Annotated in this window: 13 protein-coding genes and 1 pseudogene; 8 read left to right on the top strand and 6 right to left on the bottom strand. The window is 57.4% G+C overall.

Annotated elements, in window-relative coordinates; translation table 11 throughout:
- The 4 genes and pseudogenes from JYJ84_RS12135 to JYJ84_RS37750 all read left to right on the top strand — a co-directional run.
- Positions 1-213, top strand: a 213-nt coding sequence (locus JYJ84_RS12135; RefSeq protein WP_205189199.1) for a hypothetical protein, incomplete at its 5' end; no start/stop codon positions are given.
- 4 nt (positions 214-217) lie between these two features.
- Complete coding sequence (locus JYJ84_RS12130; RefSeq protein ID WP_175223664.1) at positions 218-1,252, top strand: AAA family ATPase; 1,035 nt, start codon at positions 218-220, stop codon at positions 1,250-1,252.
- Positions 1,249-1,692: pseudogene (locus tag JYJ84_RS37755) on the top strand (TniQ family protein); the annotation flags it as partial. The gene JYJ84_RS12130 and the pseudogene JYJ84_RS37755, both read left to right, overlap by 4 nt.
- A gap of 171 nt (positions 1,693-1,863) precedes the next feature.
- Entirely contained in the window at positions 1,864-2,640 is a 777-nt protein-coding gene (locus tag JYJ84_RS37750; protein WP_236027725.1) for a hypothetical protein, read from the top strand.
- Positions 2,641-2,838: 198 nt separating this feature from the next.
- Here JYJ84_RS37750 and JYJ84_RS12120 read toward each other — a convergent pair whose 3' ends face one another.
- The 4 genes from JYJ84_RS12120 to JYJ84_RS12105 all read right to left on the bottom strand — a co-directional run bounded on the left by JYJ84_RS12120 (position 2,839) and on the right by JYJ84_RS12105 (position 6,792).
- Positions 2,839-3,495: a hypothetical protein gene (locus JYJ84_RS12120; protein ID WP_175223662.1), complete on the bottom strand. Its 657-nt coding sequence runs from the start codon at positions 3,493-3,495 to the stop codon at positions 2,839-2,841.
- Positions 3,496-3,834: 339 nt separating this feature from the next.
- Complete coding sequence (locus JYJ84_RS12115) at positions 3,835-4,488, bottom strand: hypothetical protein (protein WP_175223661.1); 654 nt, start codon at positions 4,486-4,488, stop codon at positions 3,835-3,837.
- A gap of 1,349 nt (positions 4,489-5,837) precedes the next feature.
- A complete protein-coding gene (locus JYJ84_RS12110) occupies positions 5,838-6,128 on the bottom strand; it encodes a hypothetical protein (protein WP_175223660.1) in 291 nt (96 codons plus the stop codon).
- The gene (locus JYJ84_RS12105; RefSeq protein WP_175223659.1) at positions 6,079-6,792 is read right to left on the bottom strand and encodes a TetR/AcrR family transcriptional regulator; all 714 of its coding nucleotides are present in this window, start codon (positions 6,790-6,792) and stop codon (positions 6,079-6,081) included. The genes JYJ84_RS12110 and JYJ84_RS12105 overlap by 50 nt, the downstream gene beginning before the upstream one ends.
- 53 nt (positions 6,793-6,845) lie before the next feature.
- Here JYJ84_RS12105 and shc point away from each other — a divergent pair, with 53 nt between their 5' ends.
- On the top strand, positions 6,846-8,891 hold the full coding sequence (gene shc, locus JYJ84_RS12100) for a squalene--hopene cyclase (RefSeq protein ID WP_175223666.1): 2,046 nt from the start codon (positions 6,846-6,848) through the stop codon (positions 8,889-8,891).
- 4 nt (positions 8,892-8,895) lie between these two features.
- Here the strand turns inward: shc and JYJ84_RS12095 are convergent, their stop codons facing one another.
- Positions 8,896-9,048 (bottom strand): hypothetical protein, encoded by a 153-nt coding sequence (locus tag JYJ84_RS12095; protein ID WP_175223658.1) that lies wholly within the window; start codon positions 9,046-9,048, stop codon positions 8,896-8,898.
- A gap of 1,047 nt (positions 9,049-10,095) precedes the next feature.
- Entirely contained in the window at positions 10,096-10,365 is a 270-nt protein-coding gene (locus JYJ84_RS12090) for a DUF6471 domain-containing protein (protein ID WP_175223657.1), read from the bottom strand.
- A gap of 31 nt (positions 10,366-10,396) precedes the next feature.
- Here JYJ84_RS12090 and JYJ84_RS12085 point away from each other — a divergent pair, with 31 nt between their 5' ends.
- The 3 genes from JYJ84_RS12085 to JYJ84_RS12075 all read left to right on the top strand — a co-directional run.
- The gene (locus JYJ84_RS12085) at positions 10,397-13,204 is read left to right on the top strand and encodes a DDE-type integrase/transposase/recombinase (RefSeq protein ID WP_236027724.1); all 2,808 of its coding nucleotides are present in this window, start codon (positions 10,397-10,399) and stop codon (positions 13,202-13,204) included.
- Positions 13,205-13,914: 710 nt separating this feature from the next.
- Positions 13,915-16,635 carry a Mu transposase C-terminal domain-containing protein gene (locus JYJ84_RS12080; RefSeq protein WP_175223656.1) on the top strand — a complete coding sequence of 907 codons (2,721 nt, stop codon included), beginning with the start codon at positions 13,915-13,917 and terminating at the stop codon, positions 16,633-16,635.
- Between the two features lie 8 nt (positions 16,636-16,643).
- The coding region (locus tag JYJ84_RS12075) for an AAA family ATPase (RefSeq protein WP_205183894.1) at positions 16,644-17,378 on the top strand (735 nt) is incomplete at its 3' end.

Below are 17,378 nucleotides of genomic sequence, written 5' to 3'. Positions count from 1 at the left end.
GATTCGATGGAAATCAACAATCTTGAGCGACATGTCAGATGGCTATTCAAAGCGGCATGGCTTCGCATACAAAAATCGGTACACAAGTTAGTCAGCCTCACGCGCCGCCGGACAAGCGGCATCCTTCGCCACCAGGCTAGCCAGCACCGGACCGCTACGCTCGTCGCAAGCGGAATGCCTAAACAACCAGTTCTGCGCAGTCTATTGAGGTGACGTCATGCGGACTCGAAACGAGATTGCGGCCTCGTCCTTAAACGATGTCGTCGGAGCGATCTCAGGTAAGCGCATCCGGCACACCCGAGTCAGCGAGATTATGGGTGAGCTGGATTCCCTGATCTATCCGGAAAGCCAGGACAGTATCCTACTCGTGTGTGGCCCGTCCGGGGCAGGCAAGACAACGCTGGCGAAACACATGGTCAATACCGCGCTCAAACGAGCCAACCCACTAATGGAATCGGATCGCGGCATGATTCCATCGTTATACATCGAGGCGCCGTCGAGCGGCGAAAGCATTTTTTCCTGGCGCCTCTTTTACGAAAAAATTCTGGCGCAACTCGGAGACAACCTCGAGATTCCGAAAGTGGCATATGGAATCGATCCAGGTACTGGGCGCATGACACGCCCTCACGGGACCAGCAGGAACACACTCGCCGCCCTGCGGATGGCCGTCGAGAGAGGGTTGAGCGAGCGGCAAGTACAGTTCGTCGTCATCGACGAGGCTGCGCATATCATCCGGCAGTCATCGGGGAGTCGCCGACTCGAGATCCAACTCGACACCCTGAAGTCGCTCGCCAACGAGTGCGGAACCCAGATAGTGCTCGTCGGCGCGTACGATCTGTATCAGTTGGTCTCCTTGTCCGGGCAGATTGCACGCCGCACACATGTCCTTCATTTCGAACGCTACCACGACGACCATCCCGAAGACGTTCGCGCATTCGAAAGCTGCATCGCCTCCTACGAAAAGATGCTGCCCGGCTTTTGGGAAGGCAAACTTTCCCGACATGCGGAGGCCCTCTTCTACAATACCCTCGGATGCATCGGCACCCTGAGTCGCGTGCTGACCCGCTCCGCAAAACTGTCCGGTGGTACATGGTCAGTCGATGCTTTGAAGCGAGCACTACTCACCGAGGCCCAACGAACACGAATTCTCGAGGAAATTCTAGATGGTGAGTCGGCAATCGAACCCAGTTTCACTCGAGTTTTCCCAAAGGCTCCGCGAATCGCGACGACACGGCCAGAGGGGTGCGAATGAACAACCCACCGGTAACCGCGCGCTCCGTTTTGAATCCTGTCACCCCGCTCGGAGTTGGAACGTGTGAAGTGGAGAGCCTGATCAGCTACTTTTGTCGCTTGGCCCTATCCCACTGCATCACAACGGGTGACCTTGCTCGCAAAATTGCTTGCATCGAGGGCTGGAATCTCAACCCCAAATGGAACTCGATATCCGTTAGCCTAAGTGGCATCGGCGACTCAGCTGAAAAGTGGTCTCGTGCCATCTCCGAAATGACAGCTATCGAGTGTCGGAATACCTTAACTCTGCTGCCATGGAGCGAGGTCATCGCGAAGCCAAGCTTGGTTTCAACATCGCCCCGATGGTGTCCAACATGCTTCGCCGATGACCACGCGAGAGGCAAGCCCCCCTATACAAGATTGGCGTGGGACATCGGTGTAGTAGTTGCGTGCGCTCGTCACCGGACGAAACTGATCCAAGCCTGTCCTGATTGCGGCCATACGGGCACCCGCCATCGATCAGCTTACGTTGTCCCAGGTTGGTGCACAAAATGTGGCGCATTCCTTGGAAGCACCACCGATCAGCGCCCAGCAACACCGGAGGAAACGTGGATAGCAAGTCAAGTCGGCGACATGCTGGCGTGGCAAGCAACATTGAATATCATACCGTCTCGTGAAGTTCTTCTCGACTGCATTCGCAATCTGATTGTGCACCTCGATGGCGGGAATTACACGTCATTCGCTCGACGTATTGGATCTAGCAAGTCGACTGTACATTATTGGGCACAGAAAGAAGTTATCCCTCCCCTACCTACGCTCTTACGAATCGCATTTCACACGGGCCTGGACCTCCCCAAGCTTTTGACTGGCGACCTCTCCGATTGGTCATTGGCATGTATTGAAAATCGTATTTTTACTTTATCATTACTTCTCCGCAAGAATCGCGCATCACAAGTAGCATATAGAAACAAATTCATTCAATCATATTTGAAAGCAACGAAAGAATTACCAGAACCTGTAAGCGTTCTTGAAGTCTCCAGGCAACTTAAAACCGACTCTCGTCGGCTTTACCGAATTGCCAACGAAGACACCCGCGCAATAGGAGAGCGATGGAAGCAACTGTGTCGAGAGCGCGCCGAACAGCATCGCAATATTGCGCGCAGAGCAATCGAAGGCGTCTATTTTGAGATACTAGCAGAAGGGAAGTGCGTTAATCTTCGGGAGCTTCATCGTCGCCTTCCAAATAATATCCTCGGCAGGATCAGCAATGTCTTTGCCCTCTTAAATGACGTGAAAGACGAAATCGAGATAAATCGCGGAAAATTGCCTATTCCGAACACGCCACCCTCACCCCCGCCGCCACTTAACACAAAACCACAATCAAAAAGCGCCAATCAAAACAATATATAAAATGAGGAAATTTTAACAATGAGAATTTTCTCACGACGATCATTAATCGAGAATAAACATTCGAACAACATGTTTTGAATGAGCCACCAGACAATAATACGAATTGCTGCTTGAGTATGCGATCCCAGATACATTGGGCAAAAAAGATGCGCAACCAAGGTGGTCGCGCATCTCCGAGTACGATTCTAATATGGCCACTTAGCCGAGAATGTAGCTCCACTGACCAGCCCGCACGGTCACTAGTTTCTTCACCAGCGGCTCTTCCCTGGCCACCTCTTCGTACTGCTCTGTCAGCAGTGCACTTGCGAAGACATGCTCCAACGGGACCCCGGGAATGTCCGTAGTGGCATGCGTCTGGATGAAACCAGTAACCAGGCCCGCCATCTCGTGCCAATCGTAGGTACTTGCGACCCGTTGCGGACCGGCACGATATTTCTCGTCCGTGAGCGGCTTGTTACTGAAATCCATTCCACCGAATACGACACTCCAGCCACCACCATTCTTGACCTTCAGCGCGAATGGCACGCGCCCATACTTCCGCCACATGTCAATAGCCGCCCACAACTCGGGGTCCGTCATCTCCGCAATCCAGTAGAGCTGAGTGCCCTCGAGTTGAAGCCGCATCGTCATCAGCATCCGGTCTGCGAGTTCCATATGGCCGAGGCCGAAATTGGCCTTTCGGACGTCCTGGGGCAGACATCGTGCTTCACTTGCCGTCAACGGAAATGTCAGGAAGGGCATGTCCTCTGGAAAGCCGGCTGCCATGTCTGGGCGGCGGCCCAGCGAATGAAGTGTCTCGAGTCGGCCGAGAGCGACGGCAGATTTACCGGAAGCGAACGCGTTATTACCTTTCATCAAATTCTCCACTGCTTAAAAGTTGGGTGCCGAACGTCTTTCGAAAAGTGTGCGGACATTTCACGTGCAGATCAGCTGATGCACTGACTCGCATCTGCCAAACCTGCATCTCCGTATAGGTCGAAATCGTGGGCATGGCGGCCCAGCGAAGACGGCGTGAGGTAGCTCACAGCATCGACTGCTGCGCGCTTGCGCCGCCGTACGGGCCAATCGCGTCGATCGCAAGGCGTTCAAAAGTTCGAGGCGCGCTTCTGAAAATCAGCGCAACAAGTTGATTGGCAAGGGGCCGATGCGCAGCTCCATTTGCGCTACGCATCGTCATCTCATGCAGCCGGCATGTCAGATTTCACGCGGCAATCCGAACGATGGCACGGTGATTTGTGGCTTCGTGTCATTCAACCGCCCTTTCACGAAAGGCTCCAGCCGCTTGGTCACCAGGAGATTGACGAGCACACGCTCCAGCCTGACATCTGACAGGTCGCTTGCCGCCTGACGCTGCAACAGCCCGCTGGCTGCCAGTGTCACCATAGTCTTCCAGACGTAATCGGTTAGCGGCTTTCCGGCATGAACCCGGAGCGGCTCCAGGTCCGAGCGCTGCCTCGATATTTCCGGCACGCAGAATATGCACTCCTGCTGGCTGCCTTCGTCGAAATCGAGTGAAATAGGCACCCTCCCAGCGCGCTTCCACTTGTCGTAAGCTGCCCAGACCTCCGGGTCCGTCAGGTCAGCCAGCCAGTAGATTTGCGTGCCATTGAGTTGAAGCCGCATAGTCATCAGCGGCGAGCCGAATGCGAGAATGGTCCCGAACCCCATGCCGCACCTAGTAGCACCCGACGAAATGAAATGAGCATCCTCCGCTGCGATTGGGCAGCACAGCATGGGGAAGTCTGCGGACAAACCCTTTGCGAGTTTAGATGCCTGGAATTTCTTGAGCTTGGAGAGGGAACCGACAGCAATGAGCGAATCGGCATTGAGGGAGAAAACAGCTTCCATTACTACTATTCCTATGATTCCGATTGAGAGCGTTGCTACGGCGTGGATGCCGTAACCCCGGTGCTACTCCGCCACACCGGGCAGAGGATCTCCTGGAGCAAAGTTGCTCCAGGTTTGCGCAGACGTGACTATCCAAGCCACTTCGGCACGCAGATCAAAGGAAACAGAGCCATTGCGGCCACTGCTTCAGCACCGGGAAACTCTCGTCCCCGGAACCCCTGTACCCGCCCGCTAGTCAACAAGCGAGAACAGAAGATGGAAAGCTATGTGCGCATTATAACGCAATGCAGCACATTTCTCAACTGGCACTACGCATTCTTCGTCAATCGACTATCTGTATATTAGGGAATTTTTTTATAAATCTTGGCGAATTGACGATTCCATTCCAGTACGTGTTTTATAGATGTCGTTCTTAAGCGACGGCACGGGTTCCATGCTTTCGTGATCGCGGATATGTTGATGTATCACCGCGGAGCTGTCGCCACACTGGTTCATCGAACTGACATGATCCAGGTGCCGAGGGAGAAATCAGCGCGGCGAAGCAGACAAACCACCCACCAATGATGAGCTATGGCTCGATTGTCGTCAGCGAACGAGATCCTAGTTGCTGGCCACAAAGCGGTCACTACGATATTGCGTAGTTCCAAAGGGAAACAGATGCCCGTGACAGATCGTGAAGGATAGGCGCTTAGCCAACGTGCAGCCCCCCCCTATAGATCGCTACGCACTCCGACAGCGAGCCGCAATGTCGCCGAGCCCGACAATCGCCCTCCTGGCTGCCCGCCGCGCAGCGGCTATCCAATCCTGATGCACGCAAAGATGACAAAACCGATGCTTACATAAGCATATGCTCTTGAAGATCGAGCATATGCTTAGTGAGCATATGTTTCTTGAGGGTTATTGAAGACGCTTACGTAAGCATAGAAGGGAATACCGGGGCTCCCAGCCGCTAGCGCAGCCCCCTTCCACCATTCTCTTCATGAGTGGTTCCGACAGACATGCAGGTCGCGGCTCTATCTTCGCCACCGCGCCGGATTTTCTCAACCTTCCCCCGTGGTATCCGGATTTCTCTGGCACGCCACCGGTTCCACCTCGTCCGCGCCAGCGGTCACCACCGAAGCTCTTCAAGCAGGAAGAGGCGGTCCTAACGTCGAGCGGCTCGTGCTCGGCCGACGCGTGACTATTTATGTGTATCACCAAAATTCTTAATACGTCAATGCAATGTTGATAGCGCGGATCGATTTAAATACGACCGCATCAAAAATCATCTTTATTTAGCGCAATTTTATCGAAACATACATTGATAATATTTCATAGTCTCAATACGAGTTACCACGAAATTCTCCCATTCAACGGGTCAGTGTCATCGCGTCGAGCGATCGAATGCAGACCAGCGTCCGTTCACGCTCAAGCGTGCGAAAATAGCCGTCGCGACCGGACTCGCGAGCGACCTGACACCCGTCGAGCACGCTCAAATACAGCGGCGTGTGCATCAGCGCGGTGCGCAGCCAGATCGAGTCGATTTTTTCGAAGGCGGGAGTCAGACGCCTCGCCGATCTCGTCGCGTTGTTCGGCGACTGACGCCGGCGATCAGCCGCCCCGGCCGCGCGTCGCGCCGCCGGTACGCGCTGGCCGTTCACCAGCACTCATGCGATCGAGTTGCCGCACGATCTCCGCGCGCAGTTCGGCCGACACCTCGACGCTGTCCAGCAATTCCGAAATCCACAGCCCGTCGGCAGCGAGCCGGCAGATCATCAGCGTCGCAGCATGCTCGAGCGGCACGGGATCGGGCCGCGCCCATTCCCGCATCGGCACCGACCATCGTTCGCGCGTGTCCTGGTCGGTAATCATCGACGCGACCAGCACGCGCAATACGTCGGTGCTCGCGGCCGGATGCACGGCATCGAGCACCGTATGCACATATGCACGCGCCGCCGCGCCGTAGCCGTGAGGATCGGCGTCGACGCGCGCGGCCATCTGCGTGGCGAAACGCTCCGTCGCCTGCCTGAACAGCGCATCCAGCAACCCCTGCTTGTTCGCGAAGTGATACTGCAGCGCGCCCTTGGTCACGCCGGCGCGCTCGGCCACCGCGTCGAGCGTCAGCGCCGGTACGCCATGCTGGGTCGCGATGTCCGACGCGGCCGCCAGCAACTGTGCACGCACCTGATCCGGCGCTTTCTTCCGTCGCACGCCGGCTGCAGCCTGCGGCGGAGACACAACTTCAGGCGCCCGCTCGCCGGCGGCCTTGGCCGATTCAGGAGGTGTGGACACGTCGCACTGCGCGAGGTCGAGGCGTTTTTTCATAGTGCAGATGGTAGCACCCGGGCGTCTCGATATAAACATTCCAGCCGGATGGTATTATCTGCCACATGAACAAACCTTCCCCCTCCTCCTGGTCCGCGCTCGACACCGCCATCGCCCGTGGACGCGACGCCCTCGTGCGTCTTCAGCAGCCCGACGGCAGCTGGTGTTTCGAACTCGAATCCGACGCGACGATCACCGCGGAATACATCCTGATGATGCATTTCATGGACAAGATCGACGACCTCCGCCAGGAGAAGATGGCGCGCTACCTGCGCGCGAACCAGCGGCTCGACACGCATGGCGGCTGGGCGCTGTACGTCGACGGCGATCCGGACGTGTCGTGCAGCGTGAAGGCGTACTTCGCGCTAAAGGCGGCCGGCGACAGCGAACACGCGCCGCACATGATCCGCGCGCGCGACGCGATCCTGAAGCTCGGCGGCGCGGCCCGCGCGAACGTGTTCACGCGCATCCTGCTCGCGACGTTCGGCCAGGTGCCGTGGCGCGCGGCGCCGTTCATGCCGATCGAATTCGTGCTGTTCCCGAAGTGGGTACCGATCTCGATGTACAAGGTCGCGTATTGGGCGCGCACGACGATGGTGCCGCTGCTCGTGCTGTGCTCGCTGAAAGCGCGGGCGCGCAATCCGCGCAACATCTCGATCCGCGAGCTGTTCGTCACGCCGCCGGACGAGGAACGCCAGTACTTCCCGCCGGCCCGCGGCATGCGCAAGCTGTTCCTCGCGCTCGACCGCACGGTGCGCCATGTCGAACCGCTGATGCCGAAGGGCCTGCGCCAGCGTGCGATCCGCCATGCCGAGGCGTGGTGCGCGGAGCGCATGAACGGCGAGGACGGGCTCGGCGGGATCTTCCCGCCGATCGTGTACAGCTACCAGATGATGGAAGTGCTCGGCTACCCGGACGATCATCCGCTGCGGCGCGATTGCGAAAACGCGCTGGAGAAACTGCTGGTCACGCGGCCGGACGGCAGCATGTATTGCCAGCCCTGCCTGTCGCCGGTGTGGGATACCGCGTGGAGCACGATGGCGCTCGAGCAGGCGCGCGGCGTGGCGGTGGCGGATGACGGCGAGCCGGGCGACGCACGGCGCGCACTCGACGAACGCATCGCACGCGCATACGACTGGCTGGCCGAACGCCAGGTGAACGACCTGCGCGGCGACTGGATCGAGAACGCGCCGGTCGATGTCCAGCCGGGCGGATGGGCGTTTCAGTACGCGAACCCGTACTACCCCGACATCGACGACACGGCGGTCGTCACCGCGATGCTCGATCACCGCGGCCGCACGCATCGCCACGCGGACGGCACGAACCCGTATGCACGCCGCGTCGCGCGCGCGCTCGACTGGATGCGCGGGCTGCAATCGCACAACGGCGGCTTTGCGGCATTCGACGCCGACTGCGACCGCATGTACCTGAACGCGATCCCGTTCGCCGATCACGGCGCACTGCTCGATCCGCCAACCGAGGACGTGTCGGGCCGCGTGCTGCTGTGCTTCGGCGTGACGAAACGCGCGGACGAACGTGCATCGCTCGCGCGCTGCATCGAGTACGTGAAGCGCACGCAGCAACCGGACGGCAGTTGGTGGGGGAGATGGGGTACTAACTACATCTACGGCACGTGGAGCGTGCTGGCCGGCCTCGCGCTCGCCGGCGAGGACAAGTCGCAGCCGTATATCGCACGCGCGATCGAATGGCTGCGCGCACGACAGCATGCGGACGGCGGCTGGGGCGAGACGAACGACAGCTACATCGACCCGAAGCTGGCCGGCACCAATGGCGGCGAGAGCACGTCGAACTTCACCGCGTGGGCGCTGCTCGCGCAGATGGCGTTCGGCGACTGCGAATCCGATTCGGTGAAGCGCGGCATCGCGTATCTGCAGTCGGTGCAGCAGGAAGACGGCTTCTGGTGGCACCGCTCGCACAATGCGCCGGGCTTTCCGCGCATCTTCTACCTGAAGTATCACGGCTATACCGCGTACTTCCCGCTGTGGGCACTTGCACGCTATCGGCGGCTGGCCGGCGCGGCAGCGTCATCGGACAACCGCGTACCGTCGGCCGAGGCAACACTGTCCGCAATCGCGTAAGCAGTCAGGCATCAGGTAGCAGCCTGAGTTCGAACGCGCTGCCGCCCAATGCTTCTTCGCATCGCAAGAATCCCTCGTCGATCAGCGTGCAACCGTCGGCTGCGATCTCGTGCTGCTGGTCCGATCCGCCGACCACGCAGCACCAGCTTTCGGACACGAGTACCGCGGCTTCGCCGCCAGTGTGAGACCCGTAACGGAAACCGTGCCGTTAACTCAAAGGTGACCGTGAATTAAAGAATAAGCTATCCGCTAAAGGACTCTCGCACACCCACGGCAGCCGTTTTGCGAAGAGAATAGCCAACTCGTTTAAAATAAGCCATTATTTTTATAATCATCCCGCACCACCAACACTCATTTTCGCCCAGGATTTCTAGAGCAAATCAAAAGGCGTCGAGCCTGACAATCACGTTCCTGGCTGCCAGCCGCGCAGCGGCCATCAAATTCAGAAACGTGCAAATAGGACAAAGCATATGTTCACGCAAGCATTCGCCTTTAAAGATCGAGCATATGTTTTTTTGAGGGTTACTTGGATATGCTTACGTAAGCATAGAAGGAAATACCGGAGCCCCTGCCAGCTAGCGCGGGCGCCCCTTCCACCATCCTCTTGCTTGAATGGCTCCGACAGACGTTCAGGTTGCGGCTCTGTCTTCGCCACCGCACGGACTTTCTCAACCCTACCCCCGTGGTAGTCCGATTTCCACCCGACGCGCCACCGGTCACACCCGTCCACGCTGGGGGTCACCGCCGGACCTCTTCAATCGGAAGAGGCGGCACTGAGGTCAGGCGGCTCGTGCTCGGCTGACATGTGACTATTAATGTATATCACCAGAATGCGCAATGCGTCAAAGCAATATTAACGATATACCCCAATGAAAATCTGCACATCCTGAAAACTCCTTTACCTAGTTCAAGTTTCACAGAATGTGCATTGATGCAATTTCGTTGTTGCAATACCTGTTACCACGAAATTTCCCCACCTAACCAGCAACCAGTTTAAGTAACCATCACGCTGACCTTGAAAAGGTCGCTCAAATTTACTAATTTGTGTTTGGCTAACCGCCAACTTGATCGCTATCGAGCCAGGGATCTCCCCGGAGGAGATCGGAACCCCGAAGGCCCCGCTATTTATGAGAGGGTACGATGAGGGGCGAAGATCATGCGACCGGCACAGTGCGATCAAAACCGAATCCCTGCAGGTCAGGGTCTATGCAGCTTGTGTCGGGCAGCGAGAAACGGGGACGGATTCAACGTCCATCGCCGCAAGGCAGATGAGCAGGAATGCCGCCGAGAATCGCTTCCGGTTGATCTTGCGGTTGATCTGGTCTGCCGACTCTTCTATCCCCATCGTCGCGAGTCGTCGAGCCAGATCCTTGTAGCTCAGGCCCCGCTGGGCCATCGCCGTCACGATCAGGTCTCTGGCCTGGTCCTCCCATTGCCCATACGCACCTTGCGCCGCCAGCGGCGTCAAGCTCATTCCATTCTCTCCAGTTTGCAAACATTACGGCATGCCCTCGGATGCCATTTTAGACGGAGTTCGCTCCTATACGGCCGAACTGGCGATCATGGGGCACCAGCGCTCGCTGACGTCTACACGCGCGATTCTTCTTGACGCCGAAATGTTGGACAAGTCTCAACTCGCCAATCTCTTCGACCGGCTAGGCACCCCGCCTGCTGGTCGACAGCTCGTCCTGGACGCGCGCGCCGAGGCACCAGTTCGCCCAGTAAAGTCACAGGGCGGAAATGTCATCACCGTCCTGGCGAGCCAGAAGATGGGGCGCGAGATTCGCACCGAGAGCAGCCATATCGAATTCGCTGCCGCAGTCACTCGGGAACACGCAGACGACGTTCTTGAGTACTACCCGCAGCCTTGCGAACTAAGGCTCGAACTTGTTGATGACTCAACCGGCGAAGTTCACAAGGTTCGTCATATCCCGGATTTCCTCACCCTTCGTGATGACGGTTTCACACTGGAAGAGTGGAAGTCCGAGGCGAAACTCGCGCGCCTGGCTGAGAAGTATCCTTACCGCTATTCAAAGGGTAGTGATGGCTTATGGTACGCCCCACAAATCGAGAAGCAGCTCGGGGACATCGGCATCCGTTACCGTGTATTTAGTGATGAGTCGATTCCTCGCCGACGCGTGAGCAACCTGCTCTACCTTGCCGATTACCTGAGTCTCCCGGAACCATGCCCGGACGATGTACTCGCCCGCCTTCACGAGGCGCTGCGAGAGCATGGCTCCTTGACCTTCATGGAGCTAATGGCCACTCCTTTCTCGTTCGACGCCGACTCGTTGAACCAGGCGATCGCTGGCAATTACGTGGTAACCAACCTCGACCGAGAATCTCTCGCAGAGAAGCGGCACTTTCGCCTTTATCGAGATGAGGCGTTGCGGGATTTCATGCTGGCAGACACACGCTTCGGCAGTTTGCCGGGCGTTGACCGCTTCGCCCTCGATGTCGTCGAAGGCGCGAAGTTCATCTTCCAGGGCAACGAGCTCACGATAGTCATGCTGGCAGGAGAATCCGTCGTCTGCAACAAGCGGGACGGCTCGACCATCACGTTGACCCGGACATGGCTAGAGGACGCCCACGATGGAGGCCAGGTCACATCCCTTCAGTGGGACCGCCAGTCCATCCAGAACCTGAGTGGCTATTCGGAGGAAGACTTCCTAACAGCGCTTCAGAGACAGGCGCTACTCCAAGCACAAGCGACTCAGGAAGCTGTGTCTGATCGCACACTGAGACGCTGGAAAGCACGTCAGCTCATCGCACTCGCGAATGGCGACAACGAAGTCCTCGCATTGGTGCCGCATAAGGGAAAGGGCAATCGCACACCACGTCTGAGTATGCGTCAAGTTGAATTGATGGACAGCGTCATCGAAACAAACTGGATTGATAGCAAAGCCATCAACTTCAAGGCATGTTACCGAATCATGCTGGTGGTGTTCAACGAGGCCGGCGAGAAAGCACCTTCGTATCCGACGCTAATCGCACGAATCAAAGCGCGCGTGACGAACAGGGACGTCCGCACTCGCCACGGGAAGCGACTCGCTTACCAGGCCGACATCTTTGTCGATGTTCTTTACTACGACACGCCCGCACATGGTAATCGGCCGTTTCAGTACGTGCATATCGACCATACTCAACTTGACATTGAAGTCGTCTGCAGCCGCACTGGAAAGCCATTGGGCCGCCCTTGGCTGACACTCGCGGTCGACGCCTGGTCGCGACGGGTCGTGGGGTTTTACCTCACCTTCGATGCACCTTCCTACACATCGGTGATGATGACTGTCCGCGATATCGTACGGAGATTCAATCGTCTGCCTGAATTCATCGTGGTCGATAACGGCCGCGATTTCATGTCGGACGCATTTGCATCCTTTCTGCGGGCGATGGGTACGCATCTGCGCTTTCGACCGAAGGGGCAACCAAGACATGGCGCCGTGCTTGAACGCATGTTTGGCCGCCTGAACACCGAGTACATCCACAACCTTGCCGGAAACACAAAGGCGACAAAGAACGTGCGCATGGTCACAGGCTCGCATCTGCCCCAAAAACTTGCAGAGTGGACGCTCGAAGCGCTCTACTACGGCATCCAGCACTGGGCTTGCCAGTACTACGACGAGAACCTCCATCCAGCTCTAGACGAGTCACCGCGCGAGGCCTTCATGCGTGGTCTACGCGAGAACGGCAGCCGTCCGCGGACGCATATTCAATTCAACCGGGACTTTCTGATTGCAACGTGCCCGCCGGTCGACCGCACAGGCACGCGATTGATCCACCGCCAGCGTGGCGTGAAGGTAGATCATCGTTTCTACTGGAACGTCGAGTTCCAGTCGTCTCTGGTCGCTGGCCAGAACCTGCCTGTCCGCCAGGATCCCTGGGATGCGTCGTCAGTCTACGTTCGTGTAAAAGACACATGGGTACGTGCGATTTGCCGAAGCCTGCACGGGCTCGGCTTGTTGACGGAGGTCGAGAAGTGCGCCTTGACTGCGGAATACAACCACCGTCATGGCGCGGCCGCCGACAACGAACGCGATCCAACGCGACTACGTGAATTCATCCAGGTCTTCACGCCGAAAGGTGCTCTCGCAACTGAATTCGAGCGTCAGCGAGAAAACAGGGCTCTGTATGACGGCCTTCACTTCGCAAGTGTCGAGCCGGTCGCCACTCCACGCCGGATGGGCCTTGTCGATGAGCCGCAACGCACTACCGAAATATCTGCAGAACTAGATCCTGAGATTCCATCTTCGTCGGAGCCGCCGCAAGAATCATCGCCAGGAGACGACCTTCCCGGTTTCGATGATTTTTGAGCAACTGAACGTCACACGCCAACACGAATCCGCTGTCGTCAGTTATCCCTATCGGGGCGCCCCCAGCATAGCGCACCAAACACTCCAGCGTCATCGAAGTGAGGGGGACCCCGATCCCTGATTTATTCGTGCAGCCAGGACAGCATTCTTCTCGTGCAGGCCCACTGACGCTGGCAACACGACGCTGTCGAGTCAAATAAGCGCGCCATCGCAGCAATTGTTTGGCTGCGTTCGTTTTCAGAACAAGACCGATCTTGCACTCCCCGTCCTCTATACGTTGTGTGCCATCGCCCGAACGCGAAGATGCGATGCTCGCGCTCGAGGATGGGGAGTTGGAATTGGTGCGCGGATTGTCGACTACTTACCCGCAGCCGCCACGCTCGCGCAAAGCAGCGCCATCGACAATCATGCGTTATGGTTGATCGCATCCGGCGAATCACCATCTCGCACCTCCTCTGGCACCAGCACACGTATTTTCAGGCCACGTTTCCCTACGTCGCTGTTTCGACGATCAGCTTCTGCGGACCCCGTTCCCAAGGCTCATAGACAGCCTCGCCAACGTCTCTGCCCTCCCCTGATAGCCCCCCTCCAACCCAAAGACCTTGCTCGCGGTCTATCAGAGTCCATTTTCGGTCGTATGTGACCGAAGTGCGAAACATGGGTCGCAGATATTCCTACACGTCTATATGCGACAACGTTTTTGAACCTAGATGCTCGACACACTCCAACTCGCAAATCTCTTCGACAAGCTCGGCACTCCGGACCGAGGCCGGCAACTTATTCTTGACGCCCGCACTCAGGCGCCCGTGAGACCAGCAATGGCGCAAGGAGGTAGCGTCGTCACCGTTCTGGCAAGCCAGAAAATGGGACGAGAAGTTCGTACGGGTAATAATCACATCGAGTTTGCTGCGGCAGTCACCCGGGAGCATGCCGATGATGTCCTTGAGTATTACGCACGGCCTTGCGAGCTTCGGCTCGAACTGATTGATGATTCTACTGGGGAAGTTCGGAAGCTTCTTCAGGTACCCGAATTTCTCGTCATTCGCGAGGACGGCTTTACGCTGGAAGAGTGGAAATCCGAAGCAAAGCTTGCACGGCTGGCTGAGAAGTATCCGTATCGCTATTCGAAGAGCAGCGTCGGCGAGTGGTTTGCCCCGCAAATCGAAAAGCAACTCGCAGACATCGGCATCCGATACCGGGTTTTCAGCGATGAATCGATTCCGCGTCGGCGGGTGAGCAACCTCCTATACCTTGCCGATTACCTACATCTCGCGGAACCGTGCCCGGACGACGTACTCGCTCGCCTTCACGAAGCTCTGCAAGAGCGTGGGGCGCTGACCTTTATGGAGTTGCTGGCCGCGCCTTACGAATTCGATGCTGATTCGCTGAATCAGGCGATCGCGGGGAACCGCGTCGCAACCGACCTGGACCGTCAATCTCTCGCAGAGAAGCGAAGCTTTCGTCTTTACCGCGATGAGGCCCTGCGAGATTTTATGCTCGCGGATACGCGCTCCGGCAGCCTGCCAGGCATTGACCGATTCGCGCTCAACATCGCGGACGGCGCGAAGTTCGTCTTCGAAGGTAATGAGCTCACCATCGCGATGGTGGCCGGCGAATCCATCGTCTGCAACCGGCAAGATGGCACGACCATCACGTTGACCCGGACATGGCTCGAGAACGCTCACGATAAGGGTCAGGTGACGTGTCCTCAACCAAACCACCAATCCGGCCAGGACCTGAGCCGTTACTCGAGTGAAGATTTCGAAGCTGCGCTTCGAAGGCAGGCACTACTCGAGACAGATGCGGACCGGGCAATCGTGTCCGGCCGCACACTTCGACGCTGGAAAGCGCGTCAAGAAATCGCCCTCGCCAATGGAGACAACGACGTCCTCGCATTGGTGCCCCATACCGGCTCCAGAGGCAATCGCACACCACGCCTGAGTACGCGACAGGTCGAATTGATGGACAACGTCATCGATGAACAATGGCTCAATAGTAAAGCCATCAACTACAAGACCTGCCACCGCATGATGCAGGTCGCGTTCTCCGAAGCGGGAGAGATACCGCCTTCGTATCCCACGCTGATCGCGCGGATTAAAGCGCGAGAAACAAACGAAGACCTCCGCACGCGACACGGGAAACGAATCGCTTACCAGGCAAGCACCTTCATCGATGTCCTGCACCACGACACGCCTGCCCATGGTAGCCGACCGTTCCAGTACGTGCACATCGACCACACGCAACTCGACATTGAGGTCATCTCCAGCCGGACTGGAAAGCCGCTTGGCCGCCCTTGGTTGTCGCTCGCGGTCGATGCCTGGTCGCGACGCGTTGTGGCGTTTTACCTGACCTTCGATGCACCGTCTTATACGTCGGTGATGATGACTATTCGCGACATGGTACGGCGGTTCAATCGTCTTCCTGAGTTCATCGTTGTCGACAACGGACGCGATTTCATGTCGGTGGCGTTTGAATCGTTTCTTCGCGCGATGGGTACGCACCTGCGCTTCCGGCCGGCTGGGCAACCGCGACATGGAGCCGTGCTCGAACGTATGTTCGGTCGATTAAACACCGAGTACATCCACAACCTTGCGGGCAACACGAAAGCGACGAAAAACGTGCGTACAGTCACGGGTTCTCACCTGCCCCAAAAGCTCGCAGAGTGGACCATCGGAGCCTTGTACCACGGTATTCAGCACTGGGCGTGGGAGTTCTACGACGAAAACATTCATCCAGCGCTCCAAGAATCACCGCGTGAGGCTTTCGTGCGCGGCATGCGAGAAAACGGCAAACGTCATCAGACACATCTTCAATTCAATCGTGACTTTCTCATTGCAACGTGCCCGCCTGTGGACCGGACTGGTACACGGCAGATCCACCGTCAGCGTGGAGTGAAGGTCGACCAACGATTCTATTGGAATGAAGCGTTCAATTCCGCCGTAGTTCACGGCGAGAGCGTACCAGTCCGATATGACCCTTGGGACGCGTCTTCAGTGTATGTACGCGTGAAAGACACCTGGGTTCGTGCTGTGTGCCGCAACTTGCATGGCCTTGGCTTGCTAACCGAGGTAGAGAAGCGGGCACTAACGGAGGAATACAACCGCCGTCATGGATCGGTCTCGGACAACGAGCGCGATACAAAGCGGCTTCGCGAATTCATTCAGGTTTTCACCCCCGAGGGAGCTCTCGCAACTGAATTCGACCGTCAAGCCGAAAACCGGCTTTTGTACAACGACCTTGGCGTCGCAAGCGTTGAACCTGTCGTCGCACCACGGCCTTTCTCACTTGTGGCTGAAGCGCCGCGTGCGGCGAAAAGACCAGATAGAACCGCAGTGCTGACTCAACCTGAGCAACCTATCCGCCAGCCGTCCACACCGTCACACGAGACGATAGACAGCGACGACAACCTTATCGACTTCGAGGATTTCTAAGCAACCTTATGTCACAAAATATCAAACCCGTGCTGCCGTCGGCAGATGACCCCGTGAAAGCGCTCTCCGACAAACGCATCAAGCACACTCGCGTCATCGAAGTAATGGGAGACCTCGATACACTGATTTATCCGAACAGCCAGGACAGCATTCTTCTTGTTTGTGGTCCGACGGGTGCTGGCAAAACGACATTGTCGAGGCACATGGTCGAAGCCACCCTCGAGCAAGGTCTCTCTCAAATGGAAGCAAACGGCGGAATAATTCCTGCTGTGTATGTCGAAGCTCCGTCATCGGGTGAGAACGACTTCTCCTGGCGGCTCTTTTATCAGCGAATTCTCACCCAGCTCGGCGACAATCTTGAGGCTCCCAAGGTGCTCTATGGTGTGGACGCGCAGACCGGAAAGGCAGTACGGCCACGCGGCGTCAACGGCAATAGTCTGGCTGCCCTCCGGACAGCCGTCGAACGAGGTTTGCGCGAGCGGCAAGTCAAGTTCCTCGTCGTCGACGAAGCTGCGCACATCATTCGCCAAACGCGTGGCCAACACAGACTGGAGATTCAACTCGACACCCTGAAGTCGTTGGCAAACCAGTGCGGCACCCAGATGGTCCTGGTCGGCTCGTACGACCTGTATCAACTCGTCTCGCTGTCCGCGCAACTTGCCCGGCGGACGCACGTACTTCACTTCGAGCGCTATCGGGACGATCGGCCCGAAGACGTGAAGGCGTTCGAGCGATGCCTTCTA

The sequence above is a fragment of the Burkholderia sp. LMG 13014 genome (assembly GCF_905232215.1).
GTDB lineage: Bacteria > Pseudomonadota > Gammaproteobacteria > Burkholderiales > Burkholderiaceae > Burkholderia.
The sequence above is the reverse complement of the archived record's forward strand: the minus strand, read 5'-3'. Positions and strand labels throughout refer to the sequence as shown.